Source organism: Wujia sp., from assembly GCF_056872695.1.
Genome location: NZ_DBMFCD010000001.1, coordinates 403,105 through 423,554, shown reverse-complemented (window position 1 = coordinate 423,554; position 20,450 = coordinate 403,105). Strand labels below are relative to the sequence as shown.

The 20,450-nt window shown below is 46.8% G+C and carries 20 protein-coding genes; 2 read left to right on the top strand and 18 right to left on the bottom strand.

Going from position 1 to position 20,450, the window contains the following annotated elements:
* Window positions 1-8: 8 nt before the first annotated feature.
* Both ACZQK9_RS01895 and ACZQK9_RS01890 read right to left on the bottom strand, forming a co-directional pair.
* Complete coding sequence (locus ACZQK9_RS01895; RefSeq protein ID WP_178016725.1) at window positions 9-806, bottom strand: metallophosphoesterase; 798 nt, start codon at window positions 804-806, stop codon at window positions 9-11.
* Window positions 807-836: 30 nt separating this feature from the next.
* On the bottom strand, window positions 837-2,009 hold the full coding sequence (locus tag ACZQK9_RS01890; protein WP_178016724.1) for a D-alanyl-D-alanine carboxypeptidase family protein: 1,173 nt from the start codon (window positions 2,007-2,009) through the stop codon (window positions 837-839).
* Window positions 2,010-2,196: 187 nt separating this feature from the next.
* Here ACZQK9_RS01890 and asnB point away from each other — a divergent pair, with 187 nt between their 5' ends.
* Entirely contained in the window at window positions 2,197-4,035 is a 1,839-nt protein-coding gene (gene asnB / locus ACZQK9_RS01885) for an asparagine synthase (glutamine-hydrolyzing) (RefSeq protein ID WP_483269430.1), read from the top strand.
* Window positions 4,036-4,097: 62 nt separating this feature from the next.
* Here the strand turns inward: asnB and ACZQK9_RS01880 are convergent, their stop codons facing one another.
* The 3 genes from ACZQK9_RS01880 to ACZQK9_RS01870 all read right to left on the bottom strand — a co-directional run bounded on the left by ACZQK9_RS01880 (window position 4,098) and on the right by ACZQK9_RS01870 (window position 6,702).
* A complete protein-coding gene (locus ACZQK9_RS01880) occupies window positions 4,098-4,673 on the bottom strand; it encodes a dipicolinate synthase subunit B (protein WP_177983215.1) in 576 nt (191 codons plus the stop codon).
* A gap of 19 nt (window positions 4,674-4,692) precedes the next feature.
* Window positions 4,693-5,475, bottom strand: a complete 783-nt coding sequence (locus ACZQK9_RS01875) for a hypothetical protein (RefSeq protein ID WP_483269429.1) — start codon at window positions 5,473-5,475, stop codon at window positions 4,693-4,695.
* 66 nt (window positions 5,476-5,541) lie between these two features.
* Window positions 5,542-6,702 (bottom strand): D-alanyl-D-alanine carboxypeptidase family protein, encoded by a 1,161-nt coding sequence (locus ACZQK9_RS01870; RefSeq protein ID WP_483269428.1) that lies wholly within the window; start codon window positions 6,700-6,702, stop codon window positions 5,542-5,544.
* A 137-nt stretch (window positions 6,703-6,839) separates the two neighbouring features.
* Here ACZQK9_RS01870 and ACZQK9_RS01865 point away from each other — a divergent pair, with 137 nt between their 5' ends.
* On the top strand, window positions 6,840-7,925 hold the full coding sequence (locus tag ACZQK9_RS01865) for an HD-GYP domain-containing protein (RefSeq protein ID WP_177983221.1): 1,086 nt from the start codon (window positions 6,840-6,842) through the stop codon (window positions 7,923-7,925).
* Window positions 7,926-7,965: 40 nt separating this feature from the next.
* On the opposite strand, the gene scpB is transcribed toward ACZQK9_RS01865, so the two are convergent.
* The 13 genes from scpB to lepB all read right to left on the bottom strand — a co-directional run bounded on the left by scpB (window position 7,966) and on the right by lepB (window position 20,449).
* A complete protein-coding gene (gene scpB, locus ACZQK9_RS01860) occupies window positions 7,966-8,541 on the bottom strand; it encodes an SMC-Scp complex subunit ScpB (RefSeq protein WP_177983223.1) in 576 nt (191 codons plus the stop codon).
* 52 nt (window positions 8,542-8,593) lie between these two features.
* Complete coding sequence (locus ACZQK9_RS01855) at window positions 8,594-9,346, bottom strand: segregation and condensation protein A (protein ID WP_178016721.1); 753 nt, start codon at window positions 9,344-9,346, stop codon at window positions 8,594-8,596.
* A gap of 21 nt (window positions 9,347-9,367) precedes the next feature.
* Window positions 9,368-10,828 (bottom strand): stage IV sporulation protein A, encoded by a 1,461-nt coding sequence (gene spoIVA / locus ACZQK9_RS01850; RefSeq protein WP_216506728.1) that lies wholly within the window; start codon window positions 10,826-10,828, stop codon window positions 9,368-9,370.
* A 123-nt stretch (window positions 10,829-10,951) separates the two neighbouring features.
* Window positions 10,952-11,965 carry an NAD(P)H-dependent glycerol-3-phosphate dehydrogenase gene (locus ACZQK9_RS01845; protein WP_216507087.1) on the bottom strand — a complete coding sequence of 338 codons (1,014 nt, stop codon included), beginning with the start codon at window positions 11,963-11,965 and terminating at the stop codon, window positions 10,952-10,954.
* A 44-nt stretch (window positions 11,966-12,009) separates the two neighbouring features.
* Complete coding sequence (plsY, locus tag ACZQK9_RS01840) at window positions 12,010-12,678, bottom strand: glycerol-3-phosphate 1-O-acyltransferase PlsY (protein WP_178016719.1); 669 nt, start codon at window positions 12,676-12,678, stop codon at window positions 12,010-12,012.
* A 2-nt stretch (window positions 12,679-12,680) separates the two neighbouring features.
* Complete coding sequence (gene der / locus ACZQK9_RS01835) at window positions 12,681-14,003, bottom strand: ribosome biogenesis GTPase Der (protein WP_483269427.1); 1,323 nt, start codon at window positions 14,001-14,003, stop codon at window positions 12,681-12,683.
* A complete protein-coding gene (locus tag ACZQK9_RS01830; protein WP_178016717.1) occupies window positions 13,996-15,336 on the bottom strand; it encodes a DUF512 domain-containing protein in 1,341 nt (446 codons plus the stop codon). The genes der and ACZQK9_RS01830 overlap by 8 nt, the downstream gene beginning before the upstream one ends.
* Window positions 15,337-15,367: 31 nt before the next feature.
* On the bottom strand, window positions 15,368-16,300 hold the full coding sequence (gene pgeF / locus ACZQK9_RS01825) for a peptidoglycan editing factor PgeF (RefSeq protein WP_483269426.1): 933 nt from the start codon (window positions 16,298-16,300) through the stop codon (window positions 15,368-15,370).
* 75 nt (window positions 16,301-16,375) lie between these two features.
* Window positions 16,376-16,753 (bottom strand): YraN family protein, encoded by a 378-nt coding sequence (locus ACZQK9_RS01820; RefSeq protein ID WP_483269425.1) that lies wholly within the window; start codon window positions 16,751-16,753, stop codon window positions 16,376-16,378.
* A 21-nt stretch (window positions 16,754-16,774) separates the two neighbouring features.
* Window positions 16,775-17,080: an EscU/YscU/HrcU family type III secretion system export apparatus switch protein gene (locus tag ACZQK9_RS01815; protein WP_483269424.1), complete on the bottom strand. Its 306-nt coding sequence runs from the start codon at window positions 17,078-17,080 to the stop codon at window positions 16,775-16,777.
* Window positions 17,081-17,166: 86 nt separating this feature from the next.
* Window positions 17,167-18,861 carry a flagellar hook-length control protein FliK gene (gene fliK, locus ACZQK9_RS01810; RefSeq protein WP_483269423.1) on the bottom strand — a complete coding sequence of 565 codons (1,695 nt, stop codon included), beginning with the start codon at window positions 18,859-18,861 and terminating at the stop codon, window positions 17,167-17,169.
* Window positions 18,858-19,625 (bottom strand): ribonuclease HII, encoded by a 768-nt coding sequence (rnhB, locus tag ACZQK9_RS01805; protein WP_483269422.1) that lies wholly within the window; start codon window positions 19,623-19,625, stop codon window positions 18,858-18,860. Before rnhB ends, fliK begins: the two co-directional genes overlap by 4 nt.
* 62 nt (window positions 19,626-19,687) lie before the next feature.
* Window positions 19,688-20,449: a signal peptidase I gene (lepB, locus tag ACZQK9_RS01800; RefSeq protein ID WP_483269421.1), complete on the bottom strand. Its 762-nt coding sequence runs from the start codon at window positions 20,447-20,449 to the stop codon at window positions 19,688-19,690.
* Between the last annotated feature and the right edge of the window lies 1 nt (window position 20,450).

Below are 20,450 nucleotides of genomic sequence, written 5' to 3'. Positions count from 1 at the left end.
CAACAAATTTACATCTTATTTACATTGATCACAACCATCTCCGGAGGGTTGTTGATCCGTATGTGAATAGAATGCATGCCACAACCTGAGGTCACAACCATCTTCGTACACAAATCCCCGCTGTCATACACACCATAATCATACTTTGGAAACGGATGTAACCGTGGAGAAACCACACCTCCAAATCCCGGTATCCGCACCATACCGCCATGATTATGTCCGGACACAATCAGATCCGGATGCAGCGCACAATATGCCCGGAAATAATCCGGATTGTGTGCAAGCAGAAAGTTGCACCGTTCCGGCTGCATCCTTCCAATCAACGAAACAAGCGCAGCTTCCCGAAGTGGTTTTTTGATGATCCGCTTATAATACCCCCTCGGAAGATCCAGCCCATATATACAGACATTCCATGGTTCTAAGACCTCGTGTGTATTTACCAGCATATGTAGATCGTGTATTCCTTCCAGATACTTGTTGTACTGCTCCCAGATTCCCTCTGTTTCACGCACACACTCCAGCAATCCCCGCTCATGGTTTCCATAGGAATAATACACTGGTGCAATCTCTGTCATTTTCCGGATCGTATCTGCTGTTATCCGGTTATTTTTCTGCTCACTCTTCCGGCACACAATCATATCGCCGGGCAGCAGAATCATATCCGGTTGCTGCGCATCAATTGCTGAAAGCAGATCTATATTTTCCAATCCATACACCTGATTGTGCAGATCCGCGATCATCACAATCCGCAGCGGTTTCTTTACTTTCTGATTGATAAAATTGTAACGGACTATCTGAAAATTCATACTCATGATTTTATTATACCCTATCTCCGGTTATTTCGCCATAAATATTCTTCCGGCAACCTCAGATAGACTGTATTTCATATCAAGCTTTGGCACTGCCTGCTCCGCATACAGGATTACTTCACTGATACATGTTCCATTACACGAATACTGTACAACGCCGACCGCATCTCCTTCATGAACCGGAGCTTTTAAATCCTTATAAGCGATCACCTGTTTTTCAATCTGATCCGGATTCGTTGCCACAAGTGTGATCGTATGCTGCTCCACCGGTTTTACTGTTACCGATTTGCAGGTTCCCTTTTGCACCGGAATCTGCAGATTATCCGGCACAACCGCAGTATCTATATAGGAACGGCACTGTGCAAAGCCATAATCAAGCAGCTTCATCGCCTCACTGTTTCGAATCTCCTTTGTCTCAGCTCCCATCACGACAGCTATTAATGTCACGCCATCCCTTGTTGCCGTTGCAGACATACAGTATTTTGCCTGCGAGGTATATCCGGTTTTCAGTCCGTTTGCCCCAGTATAAAGATTCAGGAATTTGTTCGTGTTTGCAAGATCAAACCGGGATTCCCCCCGTCTGGTTTTATGTGTGATAGAATCCATCCAGATTGTCGAATATGTAAGAATATCCGGGTGATACAACAAAAGCTGTCTTGACATAATCGCAATATCCCGTGCTGATGTCAGATGTGTCTCAACCTCCAGACCACACGCATTGTCAAAATGCGTATGCTCCATGCCTAGCTCCTTCGCCCGCTCGTTCATCTTCTGGACGAACGCTGCCTCAGAGCCTGCCAGATGCTCCGCCATCGCCACTGCTGCATCATTTCCGGAAGCAACCTCGATACACTTAATCATATCCTGCACCGTCTGCTCCTCGCCTGCCTCGAAGAAGCATTGCGAGCCGCCCATCGACGCCGCATGTTCAGTCACGACAACCGTATCGTCCAGCGCGATATCCCCGCGTTCTAACGCCTCGAAGATCAAAAGCAACGTCATGACCTTCGTCACAGATGCCGGACGCAGCATCTCATCCGCATTCTTCTCATAGAGTACCGTCCCGCTCTCCAGCTCCATCAAAAGCACCGATTTCGACTGGATTTGAAGGGAATCCTCCGTGTCCGCATACGCAACCGGACAAACTATGCAAAGCATCATGATCAGTGTCAGAATCGCACATATAATCTTTTTCTTCATTTTCTCTCCTTCTTGCGTTTCTATCTAGTACAACTTAGATAGAATACGCCGGAAATTGTAACAATATACTGTCGTAGATAATTCATACGGTATATTTACAATTTCCGTCCGCCTCTAATTTGTACATTATACGAAACAACCATGCAGAAAATGAATATAATAAGAAAAAGTGTGAAGGAGCATCTGTATGTGTGGCATTGCGGGCTATTTTAACCCAAACCAGAACTATGCGGAAAATCCCAAGCAAAACTTTCATACGCTGTCCCGTATGATCAATACGATGAATCACCGCGGGCCAGACACCTACGGTCATACCATCATAAATTCGTGCTGCCTTGCGCACACACGCCTGTCTATCATTGATCTTGAAAATGGCAGACAGCCTATGTCTTATACCAAGGATGGAAACACTTACTATATTGTATACAATGGTGAGATCTACAACTTCAAGGAAGTAAAAAAAACACTGCTCCAGAAAAACTATACCTTTGAAACAAATTCCGATACGGAAGTCATTGTAGCCGCGTTTTGTCACTACGGTCCCGGCTTCGTGCAGGAATTAAACGGTATCTTCGCAATTGCCATCTACGACAGCATGCGAAATACACTCTACCTCTATCGTGACCGTTTCGGGGTCAAACCGCTTTATTATACAAAAACCGGAGATACGCTCGTGTTCGCATCAAGGATCGATACACTGTTTGAATATCCCCGCATACGTCCGTGCATTGATATGAACAGCTTCAACGAGATCTTCTCCCTCGGACCGGCGAAAACGTACGGCAAAGGTGTATTCTCCGGAATCAAAGAGATCAAGCCTGGCGAATATCTGACCTATACACCACAGTACATGACCTCCCGGCTTTATTACCGTATTGAAAGCCACCCGCACACTGACAGCTATAAGGAAACCATTGAAAAAACTTCTTACCTGCTTGAAGACAGTATCCGCATGCAGATGGTGTCTGACGTTCCAATCTCCACCCTGCTTTCCGGCGGTGTTGATTCCTCCTATGTATCTGCGGTTTGCCGTCATTTTCTGCCTGATGATACACCACTTACAACCTATTCCTTTGACTATACCGACAACGCAGTATATTTTCAGGCAAACAGCTTCCAGCCGAGTGAAGACCGTCCTTACGTCGATATCATGAAAGACTACCTGCATTCCAACCACATCTACCTGACGTGTTCTTACACAAAGCTTGCTGATCTGCTTGAAGCATCCGTCGACAGCCGGTGCCTGCCAACGATGGCTGATGTTGATTCGTCACTCCTGTATTTCTGTGGGGAGGTTGCAAAACATCATAAGGTCACATTGACCGGAGAATGTGCCGACGAGATCTTCGGTGGCTATCCGTGGTTTCATCGTGATGCCATGCTGCAATCAGACACCTTCCCGTGGACGATGGATATCTCTTTCCGCAAATCCCTGCTACACCCGGAATTTGCTGCCAGCATGCAGATGGAAAAATATATTGACAAAGCATACCGTACAACATTATCCGAAGTGGATATTCTCCCGGAAGAATCCCCTCTGGACACGAAGAAACGTCAGATTGCTTATCTGAATATCCGCTGGTTCATGCAGACACTGCTTGACCGCATGGATCGTACGTCCATGCAGCACGGACTCGAAGCAAGAGTTCCATTCGCCGATTACCGTATCATCGACTATGTATTCAATGTTCCCTGGTCGATGAAATCAAAGGATGGTATCCCAAAAAGTCTGCTCCGTGCCTGCGCCGCCAAATATCTGCCAGACACGATCATGAATCGCCCAAAGAGCCCTTACCCAAAGACCTATCACCCGGAATACGAGCGCGTGCTTGCAAACCGCCTGCGCGAAGTCGTTACCGATACTGCATCGCCACTTCGGAGCTATCTGAACATCCCTGCGGTGCTAAAGTTCCTCGACGAACCAAAGGAATATGGAAAGCCTTGGTTCGGACAGCTCATGGCTGGACCACAGATGATCGCCTACCTGTTACAAGTCGACTACTGGATGCGAAAGTATATGTTATAAAAAATATAAAAAGACAGACAAATAGCACCCGAAAAGGTATCTTACCTGATCGGGTGCTATTTTTATAATAATACCGGCTGGATCTGCTCCTTTGCCAGTGCATATTCTACCGTCTCTGCAATCTTTGTCATATCCGCCACACAGGAATTCGGCTTCTTCTCCGCGTCGTCCTGTCCAAACGGAACGAAATAGATATGCTTCATCACCATGAGCTTTCCAATATTCTGCAGATTGATACCTAACGCATCGTTCGTAGAAATGGCAATGATCACGGGACGCCCGTTCCGAAGATGCGACTTTGCCGCCATCAAAACCGGAGTATCCGTGATTCCATTTGCAAGCTTTGCTGCCGTATTTCCTGTACATGGTGCAATCACAAGGGCATCGAACAATTTTTTCGGGCCGACCGGCTCCGCACCCTGTATCGTATGAATTGCGCTTTTTCCTGTGATTGTTTCGATTTCTTTCACAAAGGACTTCGCCTCTGCAAAACGCGTATCCAGTTCATAGGCATGCTGTGAAAAAATCGGCGTAATACTCGCCGCCTCATCCCGTAGAAGCTCTATCTGTTTTTTTATCTTTTCGAACGTACAAAATGATCCGGTAATCGCAAACCCCAGATGACAGTCTGACCGCATACCTTATAGCTCCTTTTTGTTAGTCCGAAGGAGTCTCCATGGCGAACGCATGCTCGTAGATACCGGAAGCAATTACATATCCTGCTTCCTTTGGATACAGCTTTCCGGGAATTCCCAGATAGATATCTGCCCGGATGCCATGCGCCTTACAATACGCAAAATCCGTTCCTCCCGGACTTGACGCTATATCATAAATGAGAATCGTCGGGGAAAACCATTGCAGACGCCCGGCGTCAAGCACCATCGCCGGTATCGTGTTAAACACATAACTGTATTTATCATAAACATATCGATCCCACTGTGCAAGATTCCGGTATCCATATGCATGCTGTTCAATTTCGGTTTTCAATTCTTTCCGTCTGACTGCAACATCCACATGTGCCCCGGCTTTTGTGAGCGCATCCGCGATTGCTTTTCCGCAATACCCATATCCAAGTACAAGGCAATGACTTTCCAAGAGCACGGCATCTCTTCCGGCAATCGACAAAATCCCCTGTGCAGTAAGCTGTGCATTCTCTGTCACCAGCTTCTCTAACTGCAGATACGGTTCACAGGTAACACCTTTTTGCTGCAGTTTTTGCAGACATGCCGCTGACAGCAGACCGTGATATAAGATCTGGTCATCCGTCATGTACGCGCACAAAACGTCCTCCTCTGCCTCCGAAAGTCTGGGCGCGGTGATTACATACGCATCCGCAACCGATTCTTTCGGATTCTCATATACATCATATCCAAGATGATAAAAATATCCGGCGACACTCTCCATGCGTGGATCGTGTCCAAAAACAATGATATCCCGCATACTCTGCCACATCCTCCTTACGATACTCTATTATATGCATGCCAATCGGGAAAGGTCTCTTACTTCTCAATAAAAAAATGCATCGAATACGGCTCCAATATAATAAGAAAAATCTTTTTTGTCCACTGTTTCTTCCGCATACACCGGATATCCGGCAAGTCGTGTATTCCCGATGGATACCTGCAGGATGCCGATTGTATCCCCCCTTGCGACCGGTGCGGTTAATCTGCTTTCCGGGACAAACTGTTGCTGTACGGTCTCAGTATCCGAAAGAAGGATTGACAGTTTCCCCTCACATGTACCTGTAACAGCCGGTTCCAATCCATCCGCGACCGGAACTGCCGGAATCTGCGTCTTGGAAAGTTCAATCTCCCTGTATTCATAGTGTTCATCCCCATATGCAAGCAATGCTTTCGTATCCACCCATTTATAGTGCTTGTTGTGCGGCCATCCACACGCGAGCAGTGCCACGATAAAATGCTTCCCATGTATCGTCACAGCACATACATAGCAATATCCGGCATTCCCGGTGAACCCGGTCTTCCCGGCGAGCACGCCGTCCATCTGGTCGAGCAAGGCGTTCTTATTATAAACTGTAAACTGCCGTGTCCCATCACAGCTTGTAAATGTATACTGCCGCGTCTGGCAGATTTCCTGAAACTTCTCCTTTTCTTCGGAGACAAATACGCAGTACCGCATCAGCTTCGCCAGATCCTCCGCGGTCGTGCTGTGTACCCCGACCGCGTCCTCTGCATCCAGTCCGTTCGGCGTGATAAAATACGTCGAGGTAAGTCCGATCTCTGCCGCCTTCTGATTCATCATTGTAGCAAATTCCTGCACACTGCCGCCGATACGCTCTGCAACGGCACAGGCACTGTCATTGTGGCTCTCCAGCATCATCGAATACAGCAGATCCGAAAGCCTGTAGTCCTCGCCAGCACGCAGTCCAAGCTTCACATCCGGCATCTTTGCCGCGTAGCTGCTCACGGTCACGACATCATCCGAATTCCCATACTCAAGCGCGAGAATCAGTGTCATAATCTTCGTCGTACTTGCCATCGGCAGCACCTCATCCGATGCTTTTCCATATAACACCCGCCCGGTATCGCCATCCATCAGTACCGCCGCTTTCGCGTACAGTTTTGGCTCTTCCGACGCACAGGAGGAAACCGGGCAGCCACAGATCACAGCGACCATAATCAGTAAATATACAATATATTTCTTCATGCTGTTCCTTTCTCATCACACTTCACGGACATCTACTCCATTATATGGATAATTGTGACGAGTTAGACTTTCTAATTGAAATCGTTTCCGAAATCCTGTAAAATAAATAGAAGAATTTTCGACAAAGGATGATGCATATGGCAACACTTTTTACATCAGAATTAGAAGAGGGCATGGTCACGCTGACCGACACCTATTCCAATAATGGCAAGCTGATCGTTCCGAAGGATACAGTGCTTACGAAAAGTATTATCCAGTTACTTTCCGGGAATGATGTTGTGTTTGTTGATGTCTCCGATATTGTGGAGCCTGCTGATAAATCACAGGAGAACGATCTCTCCTCTGCGCTGGATGCCGAGAAAATCAAAGAAAAGCCACAATACAAAAAGTTTGTCCATCGCTATGAGAAAAGCATCTCCGAGATGGGCGATCATTTAAACGATATTGTCTACAAGAATGCTCCTATCGACGTGGATATGATGCTGCAGAACACCATGACGACAATGAAGGCATTGAACGACTCCCCTCTCAGCATCTTCACGATGCTTTCAACCATGAAAAATTATGATGATTCGACCTTCAACCATTCGTTAAACGTCGCTCTCATCTGCAATATCTTTGCCGACTGGCTGGAGTTGTCCGGGGAGGACAAAAAACTTATCACCGCCTGCGGTCTGTTTCATGATATCGGAAAACTGCTGATTCCGGATGCCATCCTGAAAAAACCTGGCAAGCTTACAAAGGATGAGTTCGACATCATCAAAACCCACCCGGTCAAAGGCTATCAGCTATTACAGAAAAACAAGCTTGATCCACATATCCAATTTGCTGCTTTGATGCATCACGAGAAATGTGATGGATCCGGCTATCCGATTGGATTAAAAGGAAATCAGATTGACTGGTGCGCACAGATTGTCACAATTGCAGACATCTACGAAGCTATGACGGCAAAACGTGTCTACCGCGGACCAATCAGTCCATTTAAAGTCATCAACATGTTTGAGGAAGACGGACTAAAAAAATACAATCCAAAATATCTGCTTACCTTCTTAGAGCACGTGGTAAACAGCTACATGAATTGTAAAGTCCGCCTGAGCAACGGCGAGGAAGGTGACATCGTCTTTATCAACAAAGTCCGCCTCTCCAAACCGATGGTAAAAACAAAAAATAATTTTATTGACCTGTCGAAGCAGACCGATATCAACATCGACAGTATATTATAAATGGGTATCTGCTAACGGATACCCATTTTTCTATCTTTCTTTATACTTCTACTTTGATATTCACTTCGTCCATTGCCTCCTGGCGAAAGCGTTCAATTTTGTCAGGGGTAATCGACGGTAGCTCGTCCATCGAAGAAACACCAAAACATCTTAAGAAATCTTCGGTTGTTCCAAACAGAATCGGTCGTCCAACCGCATCCAGTCTTCCCACTTCCGTAATCAGATTGTATTCCACCAGACGATTAATTGCATGCACGCATGACACGCCACGGATTGCTTCGATTTCTTGTCTCGTGACCGGCTGCTTGTATGCCACGATGGAAAGTGTCTCCATCAGAGAATCTGTCAGACTGTGCTTCTTTGGGATATTGACCAGGCTGGATAAAATATCATAATATTCATTTTTTGTACAGAGCTGGTATGCATTCTCCAGCTTCACGATTTTGATGCCCCGGTCTTCTTCCTCATACTGAACCATCATATCATCCAGAATCTTCTGCAGTATCTTCGTATCCACCTGCAGAACATCGGACAGGTCTTTTAATTCTACTGCATCTCCCATGGAAAAAAGAACCGCTTCAATTGCAGCTTCTGTTTTCTTCACGCTTTCTTCCACTCTATGTTCCTCCGTTCTTATATCCGTAATCTGTATTCTGTCTGACTCCCCGCTAAGTCTCGAGGGAGTCAATGATGATATCACCGAACAGTTCATCCTGCCGGATCGTAATATCTCCGACCTTCATCAGCTCCAAAATCGCCATAAATGTCACAATAATATTAATCTTCGTCGCCTGTATCTCAAGCAACGTCTTGAAGTTAATGCCTTTCAATCCACGAATGCTCGACCGGATATCCTCCATCTTGTCTTCGATCCGGACTTCGTCCTTCTCAATCGTTCCAAATTTACTACGCACCGGGTCAACACGGTCAACTGTACGCTTCATTACCTGGGTAAATATCTCATTTAACTTCGCGAGTGTCACATCTCCGATCACCTCTGCCGGATCAATCTCTTCCTTGTATTCGAGTACTTCCTTCGGAATTGTAGCCGGCTTATAATAGTTCTTTCCGGCGTCGAGGTTCATATCCTTCAATTCCAGCGACGCATATTTGTACATCTTGTATTCCAACAGGCGACGCACAAGCTCAGCACGCGGATCCTCCTCTTCTTCCTCTTCCTTCTCCTCGCGTGGCAGTAACATCTTCGCCTTGATTGAAATCAGTGTTGCTGCCATCACAAGGAATTCACTCATCACGTCAAGATTTTCCTCCTGCATACGGTTCAGGTAATCCAGATACTGCTCAGTAATCTCAACGATTGGAATATCAAATATATTAAATTTGTTCTTATCAATCAGATGCAACAGCAGGTCAAGCGGACCTTCAAACTGATTGATCTTGAATTCTAATTTTTCGTCCATACTTGGCTATTCTATCATCTTTTAGATAATAATGCAAACCATTCCGCCGTTCGAGTCGTTGACGATTTTCTCCATCGTATCCTGCAATTTCTGCTGGCTTTCCTGCGTAATCTTGTTGACCTTTGCAGAAAGACCGTCCTCGACAAGCTGACGCACTGTCTTGCCAAATATATTCACATCCCAGATATCATCCTGCTTCTCCCCATCCTGATGGATATACGCAATCAGATCCTTCGCCTGTTCCTCAGAGCCAACGATTGGTGCAATCTCGGTCGTGATATTTGCCTTGATCAGATGGATGGATGGTGCCTGTGCAGTCAGCTTCACACCGAACTTGTTGCCGGACTTGATAATCTCCGGTTCACCCAGCCGGATATCTCCCGCATCCGGTGTCACAGATCCATAGCCGGTCTTAAATGACTGCATCAAAGCTGTGCTTACCTTCGCACACTGGGACTTTGTCGCTGCAAGTGATTTGACAGCTTTCATGAAATCGTATTCATTACGGATCGGCTCACCCATAATCTCGGAGAGCATTGTATAGTAATATTCTGGTTTTAATACCAGACGGATCTCGACAGATCCATCTGCCAGGTTGAGTGCCTGCATCTCGATGGACTGCAGATATTCGTCTTCCACAAACGCATAATTTGTTGCATCCTTCATCAGATACATCTGGTTGAAAATCTGATTCGTTTTCTCCACAATCTTCTGTTTGATTGCATCCTTCATATCGAGTGCTTCCACCCACTTCGGAATATCGAACTTCACGCATGTCACCGGGAAATCCAGAAGCAAAGCTTCAAAGATATGTACGATATCAGGTTTTCGAAGCTGGTCACAGTTGATTGGCAGTACCCCAACGCCATACTCCGCTTCCATCTGCTGTGCAAGCTCCAGTGTCTCCGGGCTGGCAGGTTTTCTCGTGTTTAAGATCACAATAAATGGCTTGCCAAGTGCTTTTAACTCCTGAATCGTCTGTGTCTCCGGCTGTATGTATGCACTGCGGTCAAGCTCCGAAATCGTATCATCACAGGTGACAACGATTCCGACGGTCGAATGATCGTAAATGACCTTCTTCGTTCCAATCTCCGCCGCCTTTGTAAATGGAATATCATAGTCAAACCACGGTGTCTTCACGAGCCGTTCCCTGCCGTCCTCCTCATGTCCCTCTGCGCCCTGCACCATGTAGCCAACACAATCGATCATGCGGCATTTGAAATGTACTCCATCCTCAAACAGCACTTCAACTGCTTCCTTCGGTATAAACTTTGGTTCCGTCGTCATCACGGTTTTCCCGGCAGCCGACTGTGGCAACTCATCCATTGCACGCTTCCGGTTGTTCTCATCTGCGATTGCCGGAAGCACCATCAGCTCCATAAACCGTTTGATAAAGGTCGATTTTCCTGTCCGCACCGGACCGACCACACCGATATAGATCTCGCCATTGGTTCGTGTTTCTATATCCTTATAAATGTTCATCCAAGCACCAGCCTCCTATATTTCTACCTGACTATGTTCAATAACTCAATATAATATATGTGCCGGAACCTGTTTTATGACAGAAAAAAGCTGCCGGATTTCTCCAGCAGCTTCTGCATATTTCTATTTATCCCATGCAAGTCTTGTTGACTCTGAAGTACGGTTTCTTGTGAGCAGCATCTTCATCCCCTCTGCCGCATTTAAGTCCTCAAACAAAACCTGATTGACGACCGATACGATCGGCATCTCCACGTCATATTTCCGGCTGAGCTTATATGCTGCTTTCGCAGAATACACACCCTCGACAACCATCTGTACCTCGTCCATTGCCTCTTTATAGGTCTTACCCTGTCCCATCAGGAATCCCGCCTTCCGATTCCGGCTATGCTTCGACTCACAAGTTACAATCAAATCTCCGATCCCTGAAAGACCTGCAAATGTTTCAAGTTTACCACCCATGGCTGTTCCAAGACGGATGATCTCTGCAATACCACGTGTGATGATTGCAGCCTTCGCATTGTCACCACAGCCAAGTCCGTCACCAACACCTGCCGCAAGTGCGATGACATTCTTCAGCGCCCCGCCAAGCTCAATGCCAATCACATCCGGACTTGCATACACGCGGAAGTAATCGTTCATGAATGCATCCTGGATCATAAGTGCTGTTTCTTTATCTTTTGCGCCAGCAACTACCGTCGTAGGCATGCGTTTCCCAACTTCCTCTGCATGGCTTGGCCCGGATAAGACACCGACCTTGCTCTGCGGAATTTCTTCATGTATTACCTCTGTCAGTGTCTTCAGAGATTCATCCTCAATTCCCTTCGACACATTCACGATTGTCTGAGCTTCTGTTATGTATGGTGCGACACGTTTCGCCGTGCTTCTGATAAATGGCGATGGAACAACCATCACGAGAAGCTCTGCATCCTTGCACACCTCCTGCTCGTCCGTCGTAAAGCGCACAGAATCCGGCAGCTTCACACCCGGAAGCTTCGTCAGATGCTCGCGTTTCGTATTGAGCATCTCGATCTCCTTTGCATCGATGGACCATACGGTCACATCATGTCCGTTATCAGACAGCAAAACTGTTAATGCGGTACCCCAGCTTCCTGCTCCTAATATACCAATCTTCATTATATTTACCCCCTGTCCCATAGGAATTCTTGTCTATCTCTTATTATCTATGCAGTTTTCTTTGCGCCCAGTTTATTTTCCTCATGATGCAGCAGACGCACGATATTCGCATGATGACGGATGATCGCCATTCCGCATATTACCGCTACCACGATTACACTCTCAACCATCGCATGATACGATGCTGCACTCGCCAGATCAAAGCTGTATTTTCCATGAAATGCGAAGATTGCATACTCGATACAGAACATCGTCACGATGGTAATAGAACCAAGTGAAACATATCTGGTAATCGCCACAATCACGATAAATGCAATCAGACAACTGACGATAATCACTGGATCTAAGAATCCGACGATGATACCCGCTGTTGTTGCAATCCCCTTTCCACCCTTGAAATGCAGATAACAAGGGAAGTTATGTCCAAGCACTGTGCCAAGTCCGGCATAGGCAAGATACAGATACACCTCGTTTGGATACAGATGTCCGATCACGACATGCACGATCGCACTGATGATTATCGCCTTGAACAGATCCCCGATAAATACGATCAGTCCGGCTTTCTTCCCGAGTACACGGAGGGCATTTGTCGTTCCGGCGTTTCCGCTTCCATGTTCTCGTATGTCAATACCTTTCATTCTTCCATAGATATACGATGTCTGAAGCAGTCCAAATGCGTAGCCCGCTGCCAGACAGATTACTCTCGCTAGTAACATGATTATTTTTCTTTCCTCTCCCGTATAATAAACTTTAACGGCGTTCCTTTAAAGCCAAACGCCTCCCGTATTTTATTCTCGATGTATCTCGTATAAGAAAAATGCATCAATTCTTTATCATTGACAAAGATAACAAATGTCGGTGGCTTCACAGAAACCTGTGTAATATAATAAAGTCTCAGACGTTTACCCTTATCGGAAGGTGGCTGGTTTAATGCAACTGCCTCCGCCATAATCTCGTTTAAGACACCGGTTGCCACACGAAGCGAATGGTTCTCGATGACCATATCAATTGTCTCAAAAAGCTTTGGCAGACGCTGACCGGTTTCCGCAGAGATAAAGAGCAGCTCTGCATACGGCATATACGAAAGCTTCTCGCGCACATCCTCGGTAAACTTCTTCATTGTCTTGTCGTTCTTCTCGATTGCATCCCATTTATTCACGGCAATGATCATACCCTTGCCGCGTTCATGGGCGATACCTGCGATCTTCGTATCCTGATCGGTGATTCCCTCCGTCGCATCAATGACGAGCACTGCCACATTGCACCGCTCCACCGCAGACACGGTACGGATAATGCTGTACCGCTCAATCTCTTCCTTGATCTTATTCTTCCGGCGCAATCCTGCCGTATCAATAAACACATACTCGGTGCCGTTCCGTTTGATTGTTGTGTCAATCGCGTCACGTGTCGTACCGGCAATATTCGATACAATCACACGATCCTCGCCGAGCAGCTTGTTGATGATGGATGATTTACCAACGTTCGGCTTTCCGATGATCGCGATACGTGGGCGCTCATCCTCTTCTTCATTTAATGCATTCTCGCCAAAATGCTTGACGACCTCATCGAGCATATCTCCAAGTCCAAGCTGAGATGCCGCAGAGATTGGCTGTGGATCCCCCAGTCCCAGATTGTAAAACTCGTATACATCCGGCATAAACTTCTCGAAGTTGTCCACTTTATTGACAACCAGCACGATTGGCTTTTGGGAACGGCGCAGCATGTCCGCAACCTTTCCGTCCGCATCGACAAGCCCATGACGGACATCTGTGACAAATAGAATCACATCTGCTGTCTCAATCGCGATCTCCGCCTGCTCGCGCATACTCTTCAATATAATATCGTTGGATTCCGGCTCGATACCGCCTGTATCCACGATTGTAAAATTATAATTTAACCATGTCACATCGGCATAGATCCGATCCCGCGTAACACCCGGCGTATCCTGTACGATTGAGATACGATCACCCGCCAGCGTGTTAAACAATGTAGATTTACCGACATTAGGTCTGCCAACAATGGCAACAACCGGTCTACTCATGTTCGTTCTCCATTTCTATCATTCTGTTAAATAATCCCACACCGCTTGATTGTACAATAATCACCGGAACTTGTAAAGCACTTTGCAATTCCTCAACTGTCATATCATCGAGGAAGATCGGCTCATCTGCCTTCACAATCTGGCTTGGCAGGAACAATGCTTCACCGAGATCCCTGCCCGCTAACTGCTTCACAATATCCTGTCCGGTCAGAAGTCCGGTCACGGTGATCTTCTCTCCGAAGAAATCATTCCGGATTGGGAACACCTGCAGATCAAGTCCTGGTGCCGCCTGTTTATATGTCTCTGCCGCCTGACAGACATAATCATACGCGATTAGTCCGGTCACCGTCGAGACCTTCCGTTTCCCTTCCCATGGCTTTCCGTCATGGTCTTCGAGATAGATATCCACGGCATCCTGCGCCTCCGTCAGAAACAGCCGTGTCATGCCGACACCATTTTCGAGCTGGATATATCCATCGTATTGGGCTTCATCCGGCATATCATACCCTGCCGTGATATACCACTCATCGCTTGCATGTACGAAATGCTCTCCGAATTTCTCCATTGCCTGCTGCTGAAAGCCCTCGATGATCGAGATGACTTCCCTTGCATCCTCTTTCGTGAAGCTCTCCAGCTTGCAGAGTCCATCCCGGTACTTGGAAAGTCCGACCGGGACAACCGACAGACTCTCGATCGTCGGTGCATAGGCAAGCAGATCCCCGATCGTCCGGCGCAGCTCATCGCCATCGTTTAACCCCTTGCAGAGCACGACCTGCGCATTCATTGGGATATCCGCATCGTAGAGCATCTGAATATAGTCCATGACCTTCCCCGCGAACCGGTTGTGCAGCATCTGACACCGGAGTTCCGGATTCGTCGTATGCACGGAGATATTGATCGGTGCAAGCTTATAGTCGATAATCCGTTGTATATCCTTCTCCTTCATGTTCGTGAGTGTCACGTAATTACCCTGCAAGAAGGACAGCCGCGTGTCGTCGTCCTTGAAATAGATCGTCTCACGCATGCCCGGCGGATTCTGGTCGATAAAACAGAATACACACTTGTTGAAGCAGCTCCGGTACTCGTCCATCAGCGACTCGCCGAACTCCATGCCGAGATCCTCGTCGTAGTCCTTCTCAACCTCTAACAGCCATTCCTCACCGTTCGCCTTCTCAATCAGCACCTCAAGGTATTCGTCATTCACAATGAAGTCGTAGTCAAATATATCTTCAATTTCTTTATCGTTGATGGCAAGCAGAAAATCGCCTTCCTCGATTCCGAGTTCTTCCGCAATTCCACCTTCATCAATTTTCGTTATTTTATGTCGTTTCATGTCTGTATCCAAAATTTATGAATTACTTTCTTTAATATTTCTTGTCACCACACAGCATAATCACGCCGCCCAGATTGCCACGCCTGCCACCGGACGCCCGATGGGAAAATAACAGCTTCGGATTGCAGCAGGTACAGATATCCGGCATCGCAATATGCTCCGGCTTCACACCCGCATCCGTAAAATTATAATAGCATGCCTGATGCAAATCAAGCTGGTATTTGCCATTTCCCTTATCTTCTAAGAGTATCTTCCGTTGTTCCTCTGTATATACCCCGCATGCATCTGCCACATCCTTACTTACCTCGTAGCACGCTTTGCAGATAGATGGTCCAATCGCACAGATGATATCCTCCGGCTTAGAACCATAGATTGCCTGCATCTTACGAACGACAGCCATTCCGATGCGCCCAACGGTGCCCCGCCAACCGGAATGTGCCGTCGCAATCACACGCTGTACCGGATCGTATAAGAATAACGGCACACAGTCAGCATAGAACGTCATAAGCGGGATTCCTGCCTCCTGCGTGATGAGTCCATCAATCTCTGCGAAATCACGTTCCCGCAGGATACCCTTTCCGCAGTCGTCCTTCGTCACGATCCGCAAGTTCGTCTTATGCACCTGATCCGAAAACACAAGCTTCGTGTGATCGTACCCGCACGCCTGCGCAAACCGTCTGTGATTCTCCATCACGAACGCATCCTCATCGCCACGGGTAAAGCTTAAGTTCATGCTTCCGAGATACCCTTTGCTCACGCCTCCAAGCCGTGTGGAAAACCCGACCACAACTTCAGGATAGGCGTCAAATATTTTATACCGGAGCACCGGAACCGGCACCGGCACACCTTCCACCTTTGCATTCTCGAAATACGTAGTGCGCTCCCGTAAGAAATGCAGATTCTCTTCTGCACGCGTCACAAGTGCCTCCGGATTTAATTTCAGATCAAACTGTACTGGTTTCATTTATCTGTTCCTGTCTCTTCCTGTTTATTCTTATTGATTCCTGTTTCACTCTGTCTTTTTCTATCATGCTTAAGCTTACCTTGTCATCACAAAGTCAAACGCATTCTCAATATGCGTGACCATATCCCCATTGATGCCTATCACATCAAACCGGATTGGTGTGTTATCAATGCTTACTTTCTTCTGATTCAAATAAAAAAGTGCCATCTTCGAGATCTGCCGTATCTTCGCACCGGTAACTGCCTCTAGCGCATCTCCGCTTCTGCCATCTGCCCGGTATTTTACCTCGACGAACACGATACACGCGCCATCCAGCGCAATCAGATCAATCTCCCCCTGTCGTACCCGGTAATTCTTCTCGATGATAAAATACCCTTTTTTCTCCAGATATTCAGCGGCAAGCTTCTCCTTCTCCGTACCGACCTGTCTTTTATTATATGAGTGTTTCTCCATAGCTATCCACCCTCCGCTCATCTATTTTCCAAGCTTCGCGCGTAGCTTATCCATTCGGTCGACATAGACTAAGATCTCTGCCACTACGCCATACAGCTCCGGTGGAATACATTCACCGATATTCAGGTTCAACAGCGTATTCGTAAGATCTGTATCCTTATAGAGCGGCACATCGCTCTTCTTCGCCGTGTCAATGATCCGCTCCGCGATCACACCCTTTCCGGATGCAACGACCTGTGGTGCCTCATTTCCCGGCTCATAGACTAAGGCAACCGCTTTTTTCTTCTCTTCCTTTTTCTTTGTTTCCACATTGAAATTCTGTGCCATCCGTCTATCCCTCTGCTTTATCCAAGCTACTTATATCATGCATCCCCGCATGCCGTTATCGGTGATCTGTACATTATACCTGCTCATTACATGCGCACGTCAAACGAATACCGCTTTACACTCTTCTCAATGTCGTCGCCGAACATCTCTTTTACCACGACATTTTTCTCTGTCTCCGGGTGCAGTGTCGGCTCCCGCATGATTACCTCATTCGTAAGTGAATATCCATTCTCCGCAATTGCCTGTTCCAGCTGTGTCATATGCGCATCGATGATCTTCGCACTTTCCTCATCTTCGACATAAAACTTCGTATGCACCATCGTCCCACGCAAAGACACATGCACATCTGTCGGTCCTAAATATTCCATATTCAGATGTAGCAGAGCGCTGACATCTTCCTTTTTCTCCTGCATCCTTTTTTTGTTCATATAGACGAACAAATCCGCATTTCTATCTCCGCCCTCCATCCGCACCGGAATCTGCGCATATGGAAAAAGATTACTTAAGTTCTGCAGGAAATCAATCCGCTCCTGCATGCCCTTCGCAGATTCGGACAGATGTTCTCCGGATGAGCCTGTATGGCTGCTCATCTGCTGCATCAGGCGGTCCATCTTCTCATAGATTCCCTTGTACAGATCGGAGACCTCCTGTGGATTCTGCATCTTCTCCGGATTCAGCGTGAACTTCTCTTTCACAGCTGCCGCTAACAACTCCTTCATGCCGTTCGACGTGAAAAACTCCTTCAGCATCTCCGCATCGATCATTGATTTATCCGCAGCGCCCGCCACAAGTGCCTGCAGATGATTCGCAAGCTGCATCGTCGTATCCGACTTCGCAAGTACCGTCTGTATCGTCTGTGCATCAAAATGCATATCCTGTAACTGCTTCGTAAGTCCGGTAAGCTGTTCCTCGGTCATATCGAATTTTTCCGCATATGCCGATAACTGCTCCGCGGATAACAGTGGCAGATTACCTGTCATATCTGCGGCCTGCATCGGTTCCCCCATGCTTACCTGCCCCTGTGTGAAAACCACATCGCCTGCCGCCTGTTCTAACCGTTGCAGCATTGCGTCTGCATCTAACACGGGAAGATCCTGTGAATCGGATAACACCTGCAGCATCTCCCGCATACTGTCCGGCTCGGACATATACACAGTAATTTCTTCTGTCATCCCAGACAACGCCTGCATCATTGCATGCTGGTTCGTCTGGTACTGTTCGAATCCCGTTATCGTCTGTTCTGTCACCGGAAGCTGCATCTTATTCATCAATACAAGTGTCTGAACCGGTGTATCCGGATATTTATATGCCTGCTGCAACACCTTCTGCATACTGGCACGATCCACCGGCATATTCTGATTTATAAGCGTCTCAGCGATCTGATAATTCTTGTCCGACGGCGACAGCTGGTTTTTCTGCAACAGATCGAAGATTGTCTGATCCTTCATCGCCTGCATATCCGATGCGAGCGGCTGGATCATCACAGTGCTTCCGGAATTTTCCTTCACAAGAAATGCGATCGTATCCCCCATATTGAGATTCATCGCTTCCGCCATACGTGCCTGCAGCATCTGGTTTCCGTCCATCTGGATCGTCACCTGGGAGCCGTTCACATCGACGATCTGCCCGGTAAAGGTCTGTCCCTCCTGTGCCTGTGCAAGCACAGCATTGCCAGACGGCGTCTGCGTGTTGTTGTTCGCAATCGTAGTCTCCGGTCTCATTCCGGTGGCTGTTTCGGTCTGATAGCGGTTCAATTGAAGATTTGCGTTATCTATATTCATACATAATCCTTTATATACGTTCTCCGGTGGATCTCACAGGGACCGAGCTTATCTAAGCCGGCATAATGCTTTGCACTGCCATATCCGGCATTACTTGCGAAATCATAGCCCGGATACACCTTATCGTACTCCACCATCATACGGTCTCTTGTTACCTTCGCCACAATACTTGCCGCCGCAATACTTGCAGACAATGTATCACCCTTGATGATCGGCACCTGTTTGATATCAACCATTGGAATCTTCACGGCATCATTTAACAAAATATCCGGCTTTACTTTGAGATTCGCGATTGCCATGCGCATTGCCTCATAGGTTGCCTGTAAGATGTTGATCTCGTCAATCCGTTTCTCAGAGACAACTCCTATTCCATAAGCAACCGCTTTTTCCCGGATGATATCATATAAGATCTCCCTTTTTTTCTTCGGAACCTGCTTGGAATCGTTCAGATGCAGAATCATTTCATTCTCCGGCAGAATTACTGCACATGCCACAACCGGGCCTGCGAGCGGACCTCTGCCGACTTCATCTATCCCACATATATATCGGCTTCCCATCGCATGATACTTACGCTCAAACGCAAGCATTTTCTCAGAGCGGACATATTCCGCCTCTAACTGAGCCAGTTTTTTCTTTGTCTGTTCCACAAGTGCCTGCACACCGCTTCGCGCATCCGTACCATAAGTATGTATAAACTGCTGCAGCATCGTCTCATCATCCGGATCCAGTATCTGATACGCTGCCTTAATCTCCTGTATCTTCATAGTTTCCTACTCCTTTATATAAATGCAAAAGAAGGACTGTGCATAAACACAGTCCTATATTGTTATTTAATCAATCCAAAGCTCTTAAATGGATAAATACGCAGTACAACCTTCCCGACAATATCCTCCCGGTTAACATTTCCGACATCCGACCACCGGCTGTCAACACTATTGTTCCGGTTATCTCCAAGCACAAAATATTCATCCTTACCAAGATATACATCCGAACCTGCGCGACCGTTGTTCAGGATTGTCTCTTTCCCATAATTCTCCTTGAGAAGCTTGCCATTGATATAGATGTTTCCATTTTGGTCAATCCGTACTGTCTCGCCCGGCAATCCAATAATACGCTTTACATAAGTGGTATTCTCATCATAGTTAAATATTACAACGTCAAACCGCTTTGGATCTCCAAATGTATACGACAGCTTATCTACCCATAGATTATCCTTATCCTCCAATGTCGGATTCATAGAAGATCCATCGACCTTTGAACGGCAGCCTACAAAGTTCAAGATAAAATAACAGATTAAAACAACGATCCCGATATAAATAATCAGACTCAGAAGCTCTTTCACAATATTAACCTCTTCCGGCTTCTGTGTCTTTTTCTTTCTGTTTTTTCTCTTCTTTTTCTTTTTTAAGATTGGATTTCCTTCCGCATCGTAAGCTTCGATCTCAGCCGCTTCCTCTTCTGCTTTCTTCTCGATATCCTCTGCAGTCTCAATCTCCGGATTTTTGTCCTCGGATGATTTCGTTTTCTCTGTCACAGTCTCTGCAACTTCCGCCTCTACAGCATCCGAATTTTTTTTCTTCTTCATCATC